Origin of the sequence: Klebsiella sp. MS 92-3, assembly GCF_000195655.1 — a bacterium.
Lineage (GTDB): Bacteria > Pseudomonadota > Gammaproteobacteria > Enterobacterales > Enterobacteriaceae > Klebsiella > Klebsiella pneumoniae.
Genome location: NZ_GL882851.1, coordinates 16,114 through 31,155 on the forward strand (window position 1 = coordinate 16,114; position 15,042 = coordinate 31,155).

Here is a 15,042-nt window from a genome sequence, read left to right on the forward strand (position 1 = left end):
AAAACACCCCCCCGGGGGGGGGGGGGGGGGTTTTTGGCTTTTTTTACCTTACGAGCGCTTCATCATATCGAAGAAGTCATCATTCGTCTTGGTCATTGCCAGCTTATTGATGAGGAATTCCATCGCATCAATCTCACCCATCGGATGGATAATTTTGCGCAGGATCCACATTTTCTGCAGCTCTTCCTGAGTGGTAAGCAGCTCTTCTTTACGGGTACCGGAACGGTTGTAGTCGATAGCCGGGAAGACGCGTTTTTCAGCAATCTTACGAGAGAGGTGCAGTTCCATGTTACCGGTGCCTTTAAACTCTTCGTAGATAACTTCGTCCATTTTGGAACCGGTGTCGATCAGCGCCGTGGCGATGATGGTCAGGCTACCGCCCTCCTCGACGTTACGTGCCGCACCAAAGAAACGCTTCGGACGGTGCAGGGCGTTGGCGTCCACACCACCGGTCAACACTTTACCGGAAGCCGGAACCACGGTGTTGTAGGCACGCGCCAGACGGGTAATAGAGTCGAGCAGGATGATAACGTCTTTCTTGTGTTCAACCAGACGTTTCGCTTTCTCAATAACCATCTCGGCAACCTGCACGTGACGGGATGCCGGCTCGTCAAAGGTGGAAGCAACCACTTCACCTTTCACCAGACGCTGCATCTCGGTCACTTCTTCCGGACGTTCGTCGATCAGCAGTACCATCAGGACACAGTCCGGGTGGTTGTATGCGATGCTCTGCGCGATGTTCTGCAGCAGCATGGTTTTACCGGCTTTCGGCGGCGCGACGATGAGGCCACGCTGGCCGCGGCCAATCGGGGAGGCCAGATCCAGTACGCGAGCGGTTAAGTCTTCGGTAGAACCGTTACCACGCTCCATACGCAGGCGAGAGTTCGCGTGCAGCGGCGTTAAGTTCTCGAACAGGATCTTGTTACGCGCGTTTTCCGGCTTGTCGTAGTTAACTTCGTTAACTTTCAGCAGCGCAAAGTAACGTTCACCCTCTTTCGGAGGACGAATCTTACCGGAAATGGTGTCACCAGTGCGGAGGTTGAAACGGCGGATTTGGCTGGGGGATACGTAGATGTCGTCAGGGCCGGCGAGGTAGGAGCTGTCTGCGGAGCGGAGGAATCCAAATCCATCCTGCAGTATCTCCAGTACGCCGTCGCCAAAGATATCTTCGCCACTCTTCGAATGCTGCTTGAGGATGGCAAAAATAATATCCTGCTTACGCATACGAGCCAGGTTTTCCAGCCCCATATTTTCGCCGAGAGTAATCAGCTCAGAAACCGGCGTATTCTTTAATTCGGTAAGATTCATAGTGGTGTGGGTTCTTAAACTCGGGGTAAATCTCGAACTTAATGTTGTGAATGGTATGGCAGGAACTTCCATGCCTGTTAACGGCCTTCATCTCGTGTCTGTACGTTGCCTGGTCACAGGAAAGAACGCAGAACTGAAACGACTAGACGGAATGAGTGAAAAGCCCGGAATTATTAGCTTCACGCGCATTTATGCGGGATGCTTCGGGTAAAACAAGATTCAAACAAGGTATGTTTAAAACGAAGTCTGTGGATTAACTTAGCACGACTCCAGCCGGGCGTCCAGAGTTCCGCAAAAAATAGGAATCGGGACCCCGGAACAGCAATTCGCTTACGCCAGGTTAGCGTCGAGGAACTCTTTCAGCTGACCCTTGGACAGTGCGCCAACTTTAGTGGCCGCCACTTCGCCGTTTTTAAACAGCAGCAGGGTTGGGATACCGCGAATGCCGTATTTCGGCGCAGTGCCCGGGTTCTGGTCAATGTTCAGCTTAGCTACGGTCAGTTTGCCCTGATACTCTTCAGCGATCTCATCCAGAATCGGGGCGATCATTTTGCACGGACCACACCACTCTGCCCAGAAATCGACGAGGGTCAGCCCGTCAGCCTTGAGTACGTCCGTGTCAAAACTGTCGTCAGTCAGGTGAATAATTTTATCGCTCATATTTAACTCCACAGGAATAAGCCTGGTGTGTTGGTGTCGTAGCCATCAACGACGCGCTGCGGCTACGTTATGCACGCTATTCTTCAGGATACCTCAATTCTCTGGCCTGCCAACTGGCGCAATCCATCATGGACTCGCCTGTTGACGCCAGGGTGCCCGAACGCGAACTGCATGCTGCAGATTTATCGCTCCCGACTCGCTTAGTAGTCTAAGCTATCCTGGATTCGTTCAGTTACCGTAGACGTACCTTGAATAATTTCGTACACCGCCAACGAAAGGTTGACGTTATTTCACCGGATACGCTTTCTTAATGCAATAGTTAGCTGATATTCTACCACACTATGAGCAAAACACATTTAACAGAACAGAAGTTTTCCGACTTCGCCCTGCACCCGGCAGTCATTGAAGCCCTTGAAAAGAAAGGGTTTCATAATTGCACACCCATTCAGGCCCTCGCCCTTCCGCTGACGCTGGAAGGCCGCGATGTCGCCGGGCAGGCGCAAACCGGTACCGGTAAAACGATGGCGTTCCTGACGTCAACGTTTCATTATCTTCTCTCTCACCCGGCTATCGCCGATCGCCAGGTTAACCAACCGCGCGCGCTGATTATGGCGCCGACGCGTGAACTGGCGGTACAGATCCACGCCGACGCTGAGCCACTGGCGCAGGCCACCGGTCTGAAGCTGGGTCTGGCTTACGGCGGCGACGGCTACGATAAGCAGTTGAAAGTGCTGGAAAGCGGCGTCGATATTCTGATCGGTACCACTGGTCGTCTGATCGATTACGCGAAGCAGAACCACATTAACCTCGGCGCCATTCAGGTTGTCGTGCTGGACGAAGCCGATCGCATGTACGATCTCGGCTTTATTAAAGATATCCGCTGGCTGTTCCGCCGCATGCCGCCGGCCACTCAGCGCCTGAACATGCTGTTCTCCGCGACCCTTTCTTATCGCGTCCGCGAACTGGCGTTCGAACAAATGAATAACGCCGAGTACGTTGAAGTCGAGCCGGAACAGAAAACGGGCCACCGTATTAAAGAAGAGCTCTTCTACCCGTCCAACGAAGAAAAAATGCGCCTGCTGCAGACGCTGCTGGAAGAAGAGTGGCCCGATCGCGCCATCGTCTTCGCCAATACCAAGCATCGTTGTGAAGATATCTGGGGGCATCTCGCCGCCGACGGCCATCGCGTAGGTCTGCTGACCGGCGACGTGGCGCAGAAAAAACGTCTGCGTATTCTCGAAGAATTTACCCGCGGCGACCTCGATATCCTGGTCGCGACCGATGTTGCCGCTCGTGGTTTGCACATTCCGGCCGTAACCCACGTCTTTAACTACGATCTGCCGGACGACTGCGAAGATTACGTTCACCGCATCGGCCGTACCGGTCGCGCTGGCGCCAGCGGTCACTCCATTAGCCTCGCCTGCGAAGAGTATGCGCTGAATCTGCCGGCGATCGAAACCTATATTGGTCACTCAATTCCGGTCAGTAAGTACAACCCGGACGCGCTGATGACCGACCTGCCTAAACCGCTGCGTCTGACCCGTGCGCGCCCAGGCAACGGCCCGCGCCGTAACGGTCCACCGCGCAATCGTCGTCGTTCAGGTTAAGAGATCTATGCCATACGCTCAGTCATTCAGAATCTGCCAGGGCGACCTTCCTCTGGCGACCCGCTCAGTGATGTGGATCGGGCCTAAGCGCCCCGCCGACCAGGGAGCCTTCTGAACGATGAAGAGTATGAGCTCCACCTCGCTATATGCCGCCATTGATTTGGGCTCCAATAGTTTCCATATGTTGGTGGTGCGCGAGGTGGCGGGCAGCATCCAGACGCTGAGCCGCATTAAGCGTAAGGTTCGACTGGCCGCCGGCCTGAATAGCGACAACACCCTCTCCGCAGAAGCGATGGAACGGGGCTGGCAGTGCTTACGCCTGTTTGCCGAGCGCCTGCAGGATATTCCGCCGACGCAAATCCGCGTCGTGGCCACCGCCACGCTGCGTCTTGCCGTCAATGCGGGGGAGTTTCTGGCGAAAGCGCAGGAGATCCTCGGCACTCCAGTGCAAGTGATCAGCGGCGAAGAAGAAGCGCGCCTGATTTACCAGGGTGTCGCCCACACCACCGGCGGCGCCGATCAGCGCCTGGTGGTCGATATCGGCGGCGCCAGCACCGAGCTGGTGACCGGGACCGGCGCACAAACAACCTCGCTGTTTAGCCTGTCGATGGGCTGTGTCACCTGGCTTGAACGCTATTTTGCCGACCGTAGTCTGACGAAAGAGAATTTCGATCTCGCCGAAGCGGCTGCGCGCGAGGTGCTACTGCCCGTCGCCGATGTGCTGCGCTATCACGGATGGAAAGTGTGCGTTGGCGCCTCCGGCACCGTTCAGGCTCTGCAGGAAATTATGATGGCGCAGGGGATGGATGAACGAATCACCCTCGCCAAACTCCAGCAGCTTAAACAGCGCGCTATCCAGTGCGGACGTCTGGAAGAGCTGGAGATCGAAGGCTTAACCCTTGAGCGGGCGCTGGTGTTTCCTAGCGGGCTGGCGATCCTGATCGCTATCTTCAGCGAACTGAATATTCAGTGTATGACCCTCGCGGGCGGCGCGTTACGCGAAGGCCTGGTGTACGGCATGCTGCATCTCTCCGTTGAGCAGGACATCCGCAGCCGCACGCTGCGTAATATTCAGCGTCGTTTTATGATCGACACCGAACAGGCCCAGCGCGTCGGCGGCCTTGCCAGTCATCTGCTCAGTCAGTTGGATGGCAGCTGGGAGCTGGATCCGCTAAGCCGTGATTTACTCCTTAGCGCCTGTGCGCTGCATGAGATTGGGCTGAGCGTGGATTTTAAGCGCGCGCCGCAGCACGCCGCCTATCTGGTCAATAACCTCGACCTGCCGGGCTTTACCCCGGCGCAGAAGAAGCTGATTGCCACGCTGCTCCTTAACCAGACTAACGCTATCGACCTCTCTTCGCTTCATCAACAGAATGCCGTCCCACCGCGGGTGGCTGAGCATCTGTGTCGTCTGCTGCGACTGGCAATCCTGTTTGCCAGCCGGCGGCGCGACGATCTGTTGCCCGCCATTCAGCTGACCGCTCAAGACGAACAACTGACGCTGATATTGCCGGGAAACTGGCTGGATGAACATCCGCTGGGTCGGGAGATGGTCGATCAGGAGTGTCAGTGGCAAAGCTACGTCCACTGGATACTTCGGGTCGCCAGCGGCGATACGCTGAAATAATATCCAGCCAGGAGGGCGGATGCGGGAAGAACTGGATTTCAAATCGCTACGCTTTTTCTCTGCGCTCTACCGCTTGGGCAATGTTTCCCCAGCAGCGGACGCGCTCGATATCAGCCAGCCCACCGGCAGCCTTTTGCTGAAAAAACTACGAGATCATTTTGCTGACCCGCTGTTTGTCCGGGTCGGGCAGCGGATGATCCCGACGCCGCGAGCGGACGCGATCGCCCCCACCATCTCGACTCTTCTCCAGCTTGCCGATAACGATTTAGCGGTCAAACCTGAATTTCTTCCCCAGCAGAGCCAGCGTAATTTTACGATCGGTATGACCGATATCAGCCAAATGACGCTGCTGCCTTTATTGCAAATTGCGCTCCAGCAGCAGGCGGCGGACGGGATCACCTTTACGGTACAGAATCTGGATGAGCAGACCCTCAACGCCCTCGAATCCGGGAAATGCGATCTCGCGATCGGCTATCTGACGCAGCTTCCGGAAAGCGTCTACCAGCAACATCTCTTCGATCAATCATATGTCTGCCTGGCTGCGGAAAACCATCCTCGCATTCGCGCACAGCTCCGCGCCGAAGACTGGCGCCAGGAAAAGCATCTGGCGATCCGCGTGGAGGGGACTGCCCATGGCGATATGGATAAGCTGCTTGATGAGCACCACATGCCCCGGCGCATTGCGCTAACGTTACCAAGCTTTTTAGGTACCGGTGAGCTGGTGGCCGAAAGCGATATGATTGCCGTCGTCCCGGAACAGGTGGCGCAGCATATCACCCGGCGCTATCCCTGCCGCAGCTGGCCGCTGCCTTTTCCCCTCGCCAAAATCGCCATCCGTCAGGTCTGGCATCAGCGGCTGCACCGCGATCCCGGACATATCTGGCTACGCTCGCTGATCGCTACGCTTGCCGATCCCGCACAGCAGAGTACTTCTATTAAAATCTAAGTAACAAAATACGCCCGTGTATTGGTTTTATTAATAACCCCTATTACGTTTGGTTTATTGCTGGTAATACGTGAAAGCTTTTATTCTCCTCGCATCAAGCCACACTGACTCATATCGCAAGGAAAATATCATGCGCGGAAAAATTGCTTTAGAAGAACACGTATCCACTCCCGAAAATAACCGTCTGTGGGATTCATCTGGTGAAGCAGGTCGTAACGGCACAGAATATATGAAAGATGTTGAACGCCGCCTGCTTGATCGCAGCATTCAACTGGAAGAAATGGCGCAGCGTCATATTGATCATGTAATTCTTTCTCTGACTTCACCTGGCGCCCAGTCTATTTTAGATAAAGCCAAAGCCGTCTCTTTTGCCCGCGATACCAACGATTTTATCGTTGAGAATTATGTTAAGCCAAATCCGGACAAATTCAGCGCCTTCGCCACCCTGGCATTGCAGAACCCGGAAGCCGCGGCGGAAGAGCTGGAGCGCGCCGTGAAAAAGTTAGGCATGAAAGGTGCGCTGATCAACGGCTACACCAACGTTAAAGATAGCGAGCATGGCCTGTATCTTGATGACGAATCCATGCTGGTATTCTGGGATAAGGTCAACGAGCTGAACGTGCCTGTCTATCTGCATCCTCGTGAACCGCTGGAAGGCCCGGCGCGCGGCATCTATACCGGTTACGAAAGCCTGATCGGCTCTGCCTGGGGCTTCGCTCAGGAAACGGCAGTGCATGCTATTCGTCTGATGATGAGCGGTCTGTTCGATCGTTATCCTAACCTCAATCTGGTGCTGGGTCACCTCGGCGAAGGGCTGGTACATATGCTGCCGCGCACTCAACATCGTCTCTATCGTCAGCGTTTCGGCTGCGGTTTGGGTAAAGCGGAAAAACCGTTAATGCACTACCTGCAGAATAACTTCATCGTTACCACCAGCGGCCATTTCAATACCCATTCACTGAATAATGCTATTGAAGTCATGGGCGCCGATCGCGTGATGTTCTCTGTCGATTATCCGTATGAAGATATTCATCAGGCCTGCGACTGGTTTGATCCTTTAGAACTTGAAGCAGGCCTGAAAGAGAAAATCGCCTGGGGTAATGCCAGCCGCGTATTTAACATTAAATAATTAATTTAAATATTTCAGGGCCTGTATATTCAGGCCCTGATTTTTATTAGGGAAAATAAATTATGGCTATAGGTATATTTGTCTGTAGCGGCTCGCTTCTCGTTGGTGCGCTGGCGGGCGCTTCACTGAATCGTTTTATTCCGGAACATTTCAAAAAAACCTTACCGTTGATCGCCGGACTGATCTCAATCAGTATGGGCATATTCTTTGTCAATAAATTACATAACCTGCCGCCGATTGCCCTGGCTATTATTGTCGGCACGATTATCGGCGGCTTGTTGAATATTGAAAAATGGATTGAACGAGCCGGAACAACGCTGCGCAGCCCCATTGAACGTATCTTTCCGGCGCAGTCCAGCGCCAGCGTCGGTGCGGAAGATTTTATGAATCAGTTTATCGCCGTGCTGATCCTGTTCTGCGCCAGCGGTACCGGCATCTTCGGCGCCTTAACCGAAGGGATGACCGGCGACCCGACCATTCTGCTGACCAAGTCGATCCTCGACTTTTTTACTGCCGCGATTTTCGCCTCCACGCTGGGGTATATCATCACCGTGATCTTTATTCCCCAGCTGATTGTTTTCGTTATCCTGTTTTTCGCGGCAACCTTTATCATGGCGTTAATCAATCCGTCGATGATCGCCGACTTCACCGCCTGCGGCGGCATCATTATGCTGGCGACCGGTTTCCGTCTGTGCGGGATCCGTGCCTTCCCTACCGCCAATATGCTGCCCTCGCTAATACTGGTGATGCCCTTCTCCGCCGCCTGGCAGCAGTTTATCGCCTGAGACGCTAAGCTTTTTTCGCCTTTGCCAGCATCGCCCGAATATTAGCGACGTTGGCCTGGCCTTTTTGCATCCGCTCTTCAGGCGTAATGGTTTTGCGTGCCTGCTCCCAGATAAGGTCGTCCTGAGGGAGCTCCAGCAGAAAACGACTCGGTTCAGGACGCACCAGCTCGCCATATTGCCGGCGCTCCTTACAGAGCGTAAAGGTCAGCTCTTTCTGCGCACGGGTGATGCCAACGTAGGCCAGGCGGCGCTCTTCATCGACGTTATCTTCATCAATGCTGCTTTGGTGCGGCAGCAATCCCTCTTCCATTCCCACCAGATAGACGTAGGGGAACTCCAGCCCCTTTGACGCATGGAGAGTCATCAGCTGCACCTGATCCAGCTCTTCATCCGATTCGCCGCGCTCCATCATGTCGCGCAGGGTAAAGCGGGTGACCACCTGGGTCAGGGTCATCGGCTCATCGATTTCGCTGCCTTCCAGCATCTCGGTCATCCAGGTAAACAGCTGGTTGACGTTTTTCATGCGCATTTCCGCGGCTTTCGGGCTGGGCGAGGTTTCATACAGCCAGGATTCGTAGTCGATCCCGCGAATCAAATCGCGCACGGCGTTGACCGGCTCGCGTTCGGCCAGCTGCTGGATCTCGCGTAGCCAGTGGGTGAAGCGGGTGAGAGATTCATAGCCGCGCCCGGTCAGCGTCTGGCTGAGACCCATATCAAAGCTGGCGGTGAACAATCCTTTGTTGCGGCCCATCGCCCACTCACCGAGCTTTTGCAGCGTCGCCGGGCCGATCTCGCGCTTCGGCGTGTTGACGATACGCAGGAAGGCGCTGTCGTCGTCCGGGTTGGTCAGCACGCGCAGATAGGCCAGCAGATCTTTAATTTCCGGACGCGAAAAGAACGACGTGCCGCCGGAGATTTTGTACGGGATGCGGTTCTGCATCAGCATCTTTTCAAAGACCCGCGACTGGTGATTGCCGCGATAAAGGATCGCGTAGTCTTTGTAATTGGTTTTATTAATGAAGTGGTGGGCGATCAGCTCCCCGGCCACGCGCTCCGCTTCATGATCTTCATTGTTGGCGGAGAGCACTTTCAGCTCCGCGCCATATCCCAGTTCGGAGAACAGCCGCTTTTCAAAGACGTGAGGGTTATTGGCGATCAAAATGTTGGCGGCTTTCAGAATACGCCCGGATGAGCGGTAGTTCTGCTCAAGCTTGATCACCTGCAGCGCCGGGAAGTCCTGGCTGAGCAGCACCAGGTTCTGCGGCCGCGCGCCGCGCCAGGAGTAGATCGACTGGTCGTCATCGCCCACCACGGTAAAGCGCGCCCGCTGACCCACCAGCAGTTTCACCAGCTCATACTGGCTGGTATTGGTATCCTGATACTCATCCACCAGCAGGTAGCGGATCTTATTTTGCCAGCGCTCGCGCACCTCCTCGTTGCGCTGCAGCAGCAGCGTTGGCAGCAGGATCAGATCGTCAAAATCGAGAACATTGCAGGCCTTCATGTGCGCGTCGTATAGCCCATAGCAGTGGGCGAAAATACGATCCCGTTCGCCTTTCGCGCCAGCGGCGGCCTGCGCCGGGGTTTTTAGATCGTTTTTCCAGTTGGAGATCGTCGAGATCAGCTGCTGAAGCACCACTTTGTCATCTTCGATCAACCCTTCGGTCAGTTCCTTAAGCAGCGCCACCTGGTCGGTATCGTCGAATAAGGAAAAATTAGACTTCATACCCAGCGCAGCGTATTCGCGCTTAATGATATCCAGCCCCAAAGTGTGGAAGGTGGAAATCATCAGGCCACGCGCCTCTTTGCGCCCCAGCGTTTGCCCAACGCGCTCTTTCATCTCGCGCGCGGCTTTGTTGGTAAAGGTCACGGCCGCGATATGGCGCGCCTGATAGCCGCAGCCGCGGATCAGGTGGGCGATTTTATTCGTAATAACGCGGGTCTTACCGGAACCGGCGCCCGCCAGCACCAGGCACGGTCCGGTGACGAATTCGACGGCTTGTTGTTGGCCAGGGTTTAAACGCATGGGAGTCTTGCTCAATCTTCGAACGGGGTGGGGATTGTAGCAGAAAGCGGAGCCGAGATTTACTGACTGATGGTAAAGTGTCAGCCACACAAACCATCCTGAGAATGATGTCATGGCAAAAAGCGCAGCGGCCCTGCATATCCTGGTCAAAGAAGAGAAACTGGCGCTGGAGATCCTCGCCAAACTGGAGCGGGGCGTCAGCTTCGATCATCTGGCGAAACGCTATTCTAAATGTCCGTCTGGCCGCAACGGCGGCGACTTAGGCGAGTTTCAGCAAGGCGCAATGGTCGGTCCGTTTGATCAAGCCGTCTTCAGCTGTCCGCTGCTCAAACCCTATGGCCCGGTGAAAACCAAATTCGGCTACCACATCATCAAGGTGCTGTATCGCCGCTAGCGCGTGATACTATGGCGCCCTGATTTATCCCAACTCACTCAAGGCGCAATCATGGCTAAAACCGCGGCAGCACTGCATATCCTGGTAAAAGAAGAGAAACTGGCGCTCGATCTGCTCGAGCAGCTCAAAAACGGCGCCGATTTCGGCAAGCTGGCAAAGAAACACTCCATTTGTCCGTCAGGCAAACGCGGCGGCGATCTGGGTGAGTTCCGCCAGGGCCAGATGGTACCGGCCTTCGATAAAGTGGTCTTCTCCTGCCCTGAACTGGAGCCAACCGGCCCGCTGCATACCCAGTTCGGCTACCACATCATCAAAGTGCTGTACCGGAAATAATAAAAAAACCCGGGGATCTTAATCTCCGGGTTTTTGCCTGATGGCGCTTCGCTTATCAGGCCTACTAAACAAATCCATGCCTCTATGGATTTCGGCTTGCCGGAAGGCGGCAAGGAAGTACATCCCCAGGAACAAAGATTACTATGTGACTGGGGTGTACGTACCGTAGCCAACGCATCGGCAAGTCGAAAGACGACGAGGAATTAGCCGGCTACCGCGATACGCTTCATATCGGTCATATAACCGCGCAGTTTCTTACCAACCTGCTCGATAGCGTGGCTGCGAATCGCTTCGTTCACATCGCGCAGCTGCGCGTTATCTACCGCGCCTTCGGCAATCGCTGTGCCCAGGTCGCCGGTCTGCAGGGTGGTCATGAACTCTTTCAGCAGCGGTACGCAAGCGTAAGAGAACAGGTAGTTACCATATTCAGCGGTATCGGAAATAACCACGTTCATCTCATACAGACGCTTACGGGCGATGGTGTTGGCGATAAGCGGCAGCTCATGCAGTGATTCGTAGTAAGCAGACTCTTCGATGATGCCGGAGGCCACCATGGTTTCGAAGGCCAGCTCAACGCCCGCTTTCACCATCGCGATCATCAGAACGCCTTTATCGAAGTACTCCTGCTCGCCGATTTTGCCTTCATATTGCGGCGCGGTTTCGAAGGCGGTTTTGCCGGTCTCTTCACGCCAGGTCAGCAGTTTCTTATCATCATTCGCCCAGTCCGCCATCATACCGGAGGAGAATTCGCCGGAGATGATGTCGTCCATGTGTTTCTGGAACAGCGGCGCCATGATCTCTTTCAGCTGCTCGGACAGCGCATAAGCGCGCAGTTTCGCCGGGTTGGAGAGGCGATCCATCATCAGGGTGATGCCGCCCTGCTTCAGCGCTTCGGTGATGGTTTCCCAGCCGAACTGAATCAGTTTTTCTGCATACGCCGGATCGGTACCTTCCGCCACCAGCTTGTCGAAGCACAGCAGAGAACCCGCCTGCAGCATGCCGCAAAGGATAGTTTGCTCGCCCATCAGGTCAGATTTCACTTCCGCCACGAAGGAAGATTCCAGCACGCCCGCGCGGTGGCCGCCTGTCGCCGCCGCCCACGCTTTGGCAATGGCCATGCCTTCGCCTTTCGGGTCGTTTTCCGGGTGTACCGCGATAAGCGTCGGTACGCCGAAACCGCGTTTGTACTCTTCACGCACTTCGGTGCCCGGGCACTTCGGCGCCACCATCACCACGGTGATGTCTTTACGGATCTGCTCGCCCACTTCCACGATGTTGAAGCCGTGGGAGTAACCCAGCGCTGCGCCGTCTTTCATCAGCGGCTGTACGGAGCGCACAACGTCTGAGTGCTGTTTGTCCGGCGTCAGGTTAACCACCAGGTCCGCCTGCGGGATCAGCTCTTCATAAGTGCCGACTTTGAAGCCGTTTTCAGTCGCTTTACGCCAGGAGGCGCGCTTCTCAGCGATCGCTTCTTTACGCAGCGCATAGGAGATATCCAGGCCGGAGTCACGCATGTTCAGACCCTGGTTCAGGCCCTGCGCGCCGCAGCCGACGATGACCACTTTTTTACCCTGAAGGTAGCTTGCGCCATCGGCGAATTCGTCGCGCGCCATAAAGCGGCATTTGCCCAGCTGTGCCAGCTGCTGGCGCAGGTTCAGTGTATTAAAGTAGTTAGCCATGTCTGTAACTCCGTGATGTTGTGTCGTGCTTATTGTTCGGTTCGCTTTTGCGAGAATGAACTTACTATATGACAGGAATTTTATTGCGGAAATTGATATATTCACAACGTCACATTGCATTTTATGAAATACAAAACCGGGGAGTACGCGCCGTGGATTTACGCGATCTGAAAACCTTTCTGCATCTGGCGGAAAGCCGCCATTTTGGCCGCAGCGCGCGGGCCATGCACGTCAGCCCGTCGACGCTTTCGCGCCAGATCCAGCGTCTGGAAGAGGACCTCGGCCAGCCGCTGTTCGTGCGAGATAATCGCACGGTGACCCTTACCGAAGCCGGGGAAGAGTTACGTACCTTTGCCCAACAGACTTTATTGCAGTATCAGCAGCTTCGTCACGTCATCGATCAGCAGGGCCCTTCGCTCTCCGGCGAGCTGCACATCTTCTGCTCTGTCACCGCCGCCTATAGCCATCTGCCGCCGATCCTCGACCGCTTTCGCGCCGCGCACCCCTCGGTGGAGATCAAGCTCTCGACCGGCGACGCCGCCGACGCTATGGAGAAGGTCGTCACCGGCGAAGCCGACCTGGCGATTGCCGGTAAGCCGGAGACTCTGCCAGGGTCGGTGGCGTTTTCGATGCTGGAGAACCTCGCCGTGGTGTTAATTGCCCCGGCCCTTCCCTGCCCGGTGCGCAACCAGGTGACCGTCGAGCGCCCCGACTGGTCGACAGTGCCCTTTATCATGGCCGACCAGGGGCCGGTACGTCGGCGCATCGAGCTGTGGTTTCGGCGGCATAAAATCAGCAATCCGTCGATCTACGCCACCGTCGGCGGGCACGAAGCGATGGTGTCGATGGTCGCCCTGGGATGCGGCGTGGCGCTGCTGCCGGAAGTGGTGCTGGAGAACAGTCCGGAGCCGGTACGCAACAGGGTGATGATCCTGGAGCGCAGCGATGAGCAAACGCCGTTTGAGCTGGGCGTTTGCGCACAAAAAAAGCGGCTGCATGAGCCGCTTATTGATGCTTTCTGGAAAATTCTTCCCAACCACTAACCCGCGAGGAAAAAGCGGAATGCCGGGTTATGCGTTTCGTCGTGGCACTCATAGCCCAGCTCATTGAGACGAGTTTCAAAGTCCGGCTCGTGCTCGCCCAACTCGAAGGCCGCCAGTACCCGACCATAGTCAGTGCCGTGGCTGCGGTAGTGGAACAGTGAAATATTCCAGTGGGTGCCAAGGGTATGCAGGAATTTCAGCAGCGCCCCCGGCGATTCCGGAAACTCGAAGCTGAACAGCCGCTCCTGCAGCGCTTTTGACGGCCGGCCGCCGACCATATAGCGCACATGCAGCTTAGCCATCTCATCATCAGAGAGATCCACCACGCTGTAGCCGCCGTCGTTCAGTAACTGGAGGATCTCTTTCCGCTCTTCCAGGCCACGACTCAGGCGTACCCCGACAAAAATACAGGCGTCTTTGGCATCGGCAAAGCGGTAGTTGAACTCCGTCACCGAGCGGCCCCCCAGTAGCTGGCAAAACTTCAAAAAGCTACCTTTCTCTTCCGGGATCGTCACCGCCAGCAGCGCTTCGCGCTGTTCCCCGAGCTCGCAGCGCTCGGACACGTAGCGCAGGCCGTGGAAGTTGACGTTGGCCCCGGACAGAATATGAGCCAGACGCTCGCCGCGGATGTTATGCTGGGCGATATACTTTTTCATCCCCGCCAGCGCCAGCGCGCCGGAAGGCTCCGCCACCGCCCGCACATCTTCGAACAGATCCTTCATCGCCGCGCAGATAGCATCGCTATCGACGGTGATGATATCGTCCAGATACTCCTGGCATAAACGGAACGTTTCATCGCCGATGCGTTTGACCGCCACGCCTTCGGCAAACAAGCCGACGCGCGGCAGATCCACCGGATGGCCTGCGTCCAGCGCCGCCTTCAGGCAAGCAGAATCTTCCGCCTCCACCGCGATCACTTTGATCTGCGGCATCAGTTGCTTGATCAGCACCGCCACGCCCGCTGCCAGACCGCCGCCGCCCACCGGGACGAATACGCGGTCAATATGGGCATCCTGCTGCAGCAGCTCCAGCGCCAGGGTTCCCTGTCCGGCGATGACCATCGGGTGATCGAACGGCGGCACCCAGGTAAAACCCTGCTGTTGCGCCAGCTCAATCGCTCTCGCCTTCGCTTCGTCAAAGTTGGCGCCGTGCAGCAGAACTTCGCCGCCAAAGCCGCGAACGGCATCGACTTTGATATCGGCGGTCGCTACCGGCATCACGATCAGCGCCTTAACGCCCAGCCGCGATGCGGAAAACGCCACGCCCTGGGCATGGTTGCCCGCCGAAGCGGTGATCACCCCGTGGGATTTCTGTTCGGCAGTCAGGCTGGACATCATCGCGTAAGCGCCGCGCAGCTTAAAGCTGTGTACCGGCTGGCGATCTTCACGCTTCACCAGAATAACGTTATCCAGCCGCGACGAGAGCTTATCCATTTTTTGCAGCGGCGTTTTCTGCACCGCTTCATAAACCGGCGCGCGCAGCACTGCTCGCAGGTACTCGGCGCC

The 15,042-nt window shown here is 56.0% G+C and carries 13 protein-coding genes; 8 read left to right on the plus strand and 5 right to left on the minus strand.

Annotated features, from left to right (window positions below):
- Positions 1-48: 48 nt before the first annotated feature.
- On the minus strand, positions 49-1,308 hold the full coding sequence (gene rho / locus HMPREF9538_RS05210; protein ID WP_002883293.1) for a transcription termination factor Rho: 1,260 nt from the start codon (positions 1,306-1,308) through the stop codon (positions 49-51).
- A gap of 330 nt (positions 1,309-1,638) precedes the next feature.
- The gene (gene trxA / locus HMPREF9538_RS05205) at positions 1,639-1,968 is read right to left on the minus strand and encodes a thioredoxin TrxA (protein ID WP_002883224.1); all 330 of its coding nucleotides are present in this window, start codon (positions 1,966-1,968) and stop codon (positions 1,639-1,641) included.
- 341 nt (positions 1,969-2,309) lie between these two features.
- Here trxA and rhlB point away from each other — a divergent pair, with 341 nt between their 5' ends.
- The 5 genes from rhlB to HMPREF9538_RS05180 all read left to right on the plus strand — a co-directional run bounded on the left by rhlB (position 2,310) and on the right by HMPREF9538_RS05180 (position 8,062).
- Positions 2,310-3,575 (plus strand): ATP-dependent RNA helicase RhlB, encoded by a 1,266-nt coding sequence (gene rhlB / locus HMPREF9538_RS05200; protein ID WP_002883222.1) that lies wholly within the window; start codon positions 2,310-2,312, stop codon positions 3,573-3,575.
- A gap of 118 nt (positions 3,576-3,693) precedes the next feature.
- Positions 3,694-5,202 carry a guanosine-5'-triphosphate,3'-diphosphate diphosphatase gene (gppA, locus tag HMPREF9538_RS05195; protein ID WP_004150419.1) on the plus strand — a complete coding sequence of 503 codons (1,509 nt, stop codon included), beginning with the start codon at positions 3,694-3,696 and terminating at the stop codon, positions 5,200-5,202.
- A gap of 19 nt (positions 5,203-5,221) precedes the next feature.
- Positions 5,222-6,148, plus strand: coding sequence for a LysR family transcriptional regulator (locus HMPREF9538_RS05190; RefSeq protein WP_009486011.1), 927 nt, complete (start codon positions 5,222-5,224; stop codon positions 6,146-6,148).
- A 130-nt stretch (positions 6,149-6,278) separates the two neighbouring features.
- Positions 6,279-7,277: an amidohydrolase family protein gene (locus tag HMPREF9538_RS05185; RefSeq protein WP_004181642.1), complete on the plus strand. Its 999-nt coding sequence runs from the start codon at positions 6,279-6,281 to the stop codon at positions 7,275-7,277.
- Positions 7,278-7,339: 62 nt separating this feature from the next.
- Positions 7,340-8,062: a DUF554 domain-containing protein gene (locus tag HMPREF9538_RS05180; protein WP_002883185.1), complete on the plus strand. Its 723-nt coding sequence runs from the start codon at positions 7,340-7,342 to the stop codon at positions 8,060-8,062.
- Between the two features lie 4 nt (positions 8,063-8,066).
- Here the strand turns inward: HMPREF9538_RS05180 and rep are convergent, their stop codons facing one another.
- Positions 8,067-10,088 (minus strand): DNA helicase Rep, encoded by a 2,022-nt coding sequence (rep, locus tag HMPREF9538_RS05175; protein ID WP_004181641.1) that lies wholly within the window; start codon positions 10,086-10,088, stop codon positions 8,067-8,069.
- A 112-nt stretch (positions 10,089-10,200) separates the two neighbouring features.
- Here rep and ppiC (HMPREF9538_RS05170) point away from each other — a divergent pair, with 112 nt between their 5' ends.
- The gene (ppiC, locus tag HMPREF9538_RS05170; RefSeq protein ID WP_002883181.1) at positions 10,201-10,482 is read left to right on the plus strand and encodes a peptidylprolyl isomerase PpiC; all 282 of its coding nucleotides are present in this window, start codon (positions 10,201-10,203) and stop codon (positions 10,480-10,482) included.
- A gap of 51 nt (positions 10,483-10,533) precedes the next feature.
- A complete protein-coding gene (gene ppiC / locus HMPREF9538_RS05165; RefSeq protein ID WP_002883180.1) occupies positions 10,534-10,815 on the plus strand; it encodes a peptidylprolyl isomerase PpiC in 282 nt (93 codons plus the stop codon).
- A gap of 203 nt (positions 10,816-11,018) precedes the next feature.
- Here ppiC (HMPREF9538_RS05165) and ilvC read toward each other — a convergent pair whose 3' ends face one another.
- Positions 11,019-12,494 (minus strand): ketol-acid reductoisomerase, encoded by a 1,476-nt coding sequence (ilvC, locus tag HMPREF9538_RS05160; RefSeq protein WP_002883178.1) that lies wholly within the window; start codon positions 12,492-12,494, stop codon positions 11,019-11,021.
- Positions 12,495-12,646: 152 nt separating this feature from the next.
- Between ilvC and ilvY the strand changes: the two genes are divergently transcribed.
- Entirely contained in the window at positions 12,647-13,537 is an 891-nt protein-coding gene (gene ilvY, locus HMPREF9538_RS05155) for an HTH-type transcriptional activator IlvY (protein WP_002883176.1), read from the plus strand.
- On the opposite strand, the gene ilvA is transcribed toward ilvY, so the two are convergent.
- Positions 13,534-15,042: threonine ammonia-lyase, biosynthetic (gene ilvA / locus HMPREF9538_RS05150; protein WP_009486014.1), on the minus strand; the 1,509-nt coding region annotated here is incomplete at its 5' end. The two genes, ilvY and ilvA, sit on opposite strands and share 4 nt — an antisense overlap.

What these genes read in the sequence shown, in the direction of transcription:
- rep (WP_004181641.1), bottom strand. Translation starts at nt 10,088, where the DNA reads ATGCGTTTAAACCCTGGCCAACAACAAGCCGTCGAATTCGTCACCGGA.
- trxA (WP_002883224.1), bottom strand. Translation starts at nt 1,968, where the DNA reads ATGAGCGATAAAATTATTCACCTGACTGACGACAGTTTTGACACGGAC.
- rhlB (WP_002883222.1), top strand. Translation starts at nt 2,310, where the DNA reads ATGAGCAAAACACATTTAACAGAACAGAAGTTTTCCGACTTCGCCCTG.
- ppiC (WP_002883181.1), top strand. Translation starts at nt 10,201, where the DNA reads ATGGCAAAAAGCGCAGCGGCCCTGCATATCCTGGTCAAAGAAGAGAAA.
- HMPREF9538_RS05190 (WP_009486011.1), top strand. Translation starts at nt 5,222, where the DNA reads ATGCGGGAAGAACTGGATTTCAAATCGCTACGCTTTTTCTCTGCGCTC.
- ilvC (WP_002883178.1), bottom strand. Translation starts at nt 12,494, where the DNA reads ATGGCTAACTACTTTAATACACTGAACCTGCGCCAGCAGCTGGCACAG.
- HMPREF9538_RS05180 (WP_002883185.1), top strand. Translation starts at nt 7,340, where the DNA reads ATGGCTATAGGTATATTTGTCTGTAGCGGCTCGCTTCTCGTTGGTGCG.
- gppA (WP_004150419.1), top strand. Translation starts at nt 3,694, where the DNA reads ATGAAGAGTATGAGCTCCACCTCGCTATATGCCGCCATTGATTTGGGC.
- HMPREF9538_RS05185 (WP_004181642.1), top strand. Translation starts at nt 6,279, where the DNA reads ATGCGCGGAAAAATTGCTTTAGAAGAACACGTATCCACTCCCGAAAAT.
- rho (WP_002883293.1), bottom strand. Translation starts at nt 1,308, where the DNA reads ATGAATCTTACCGAATTAAAGAATACGCCGGTTTCTGAGCTGATTACT.
- ppiC (WP_002883180.1), top strand. Translation starts at nt 10,534, where the DNA reads ATGGCTAAAACCGCGGCAGCACTGCATATCCTGGTAAAAGAAGAGAAA.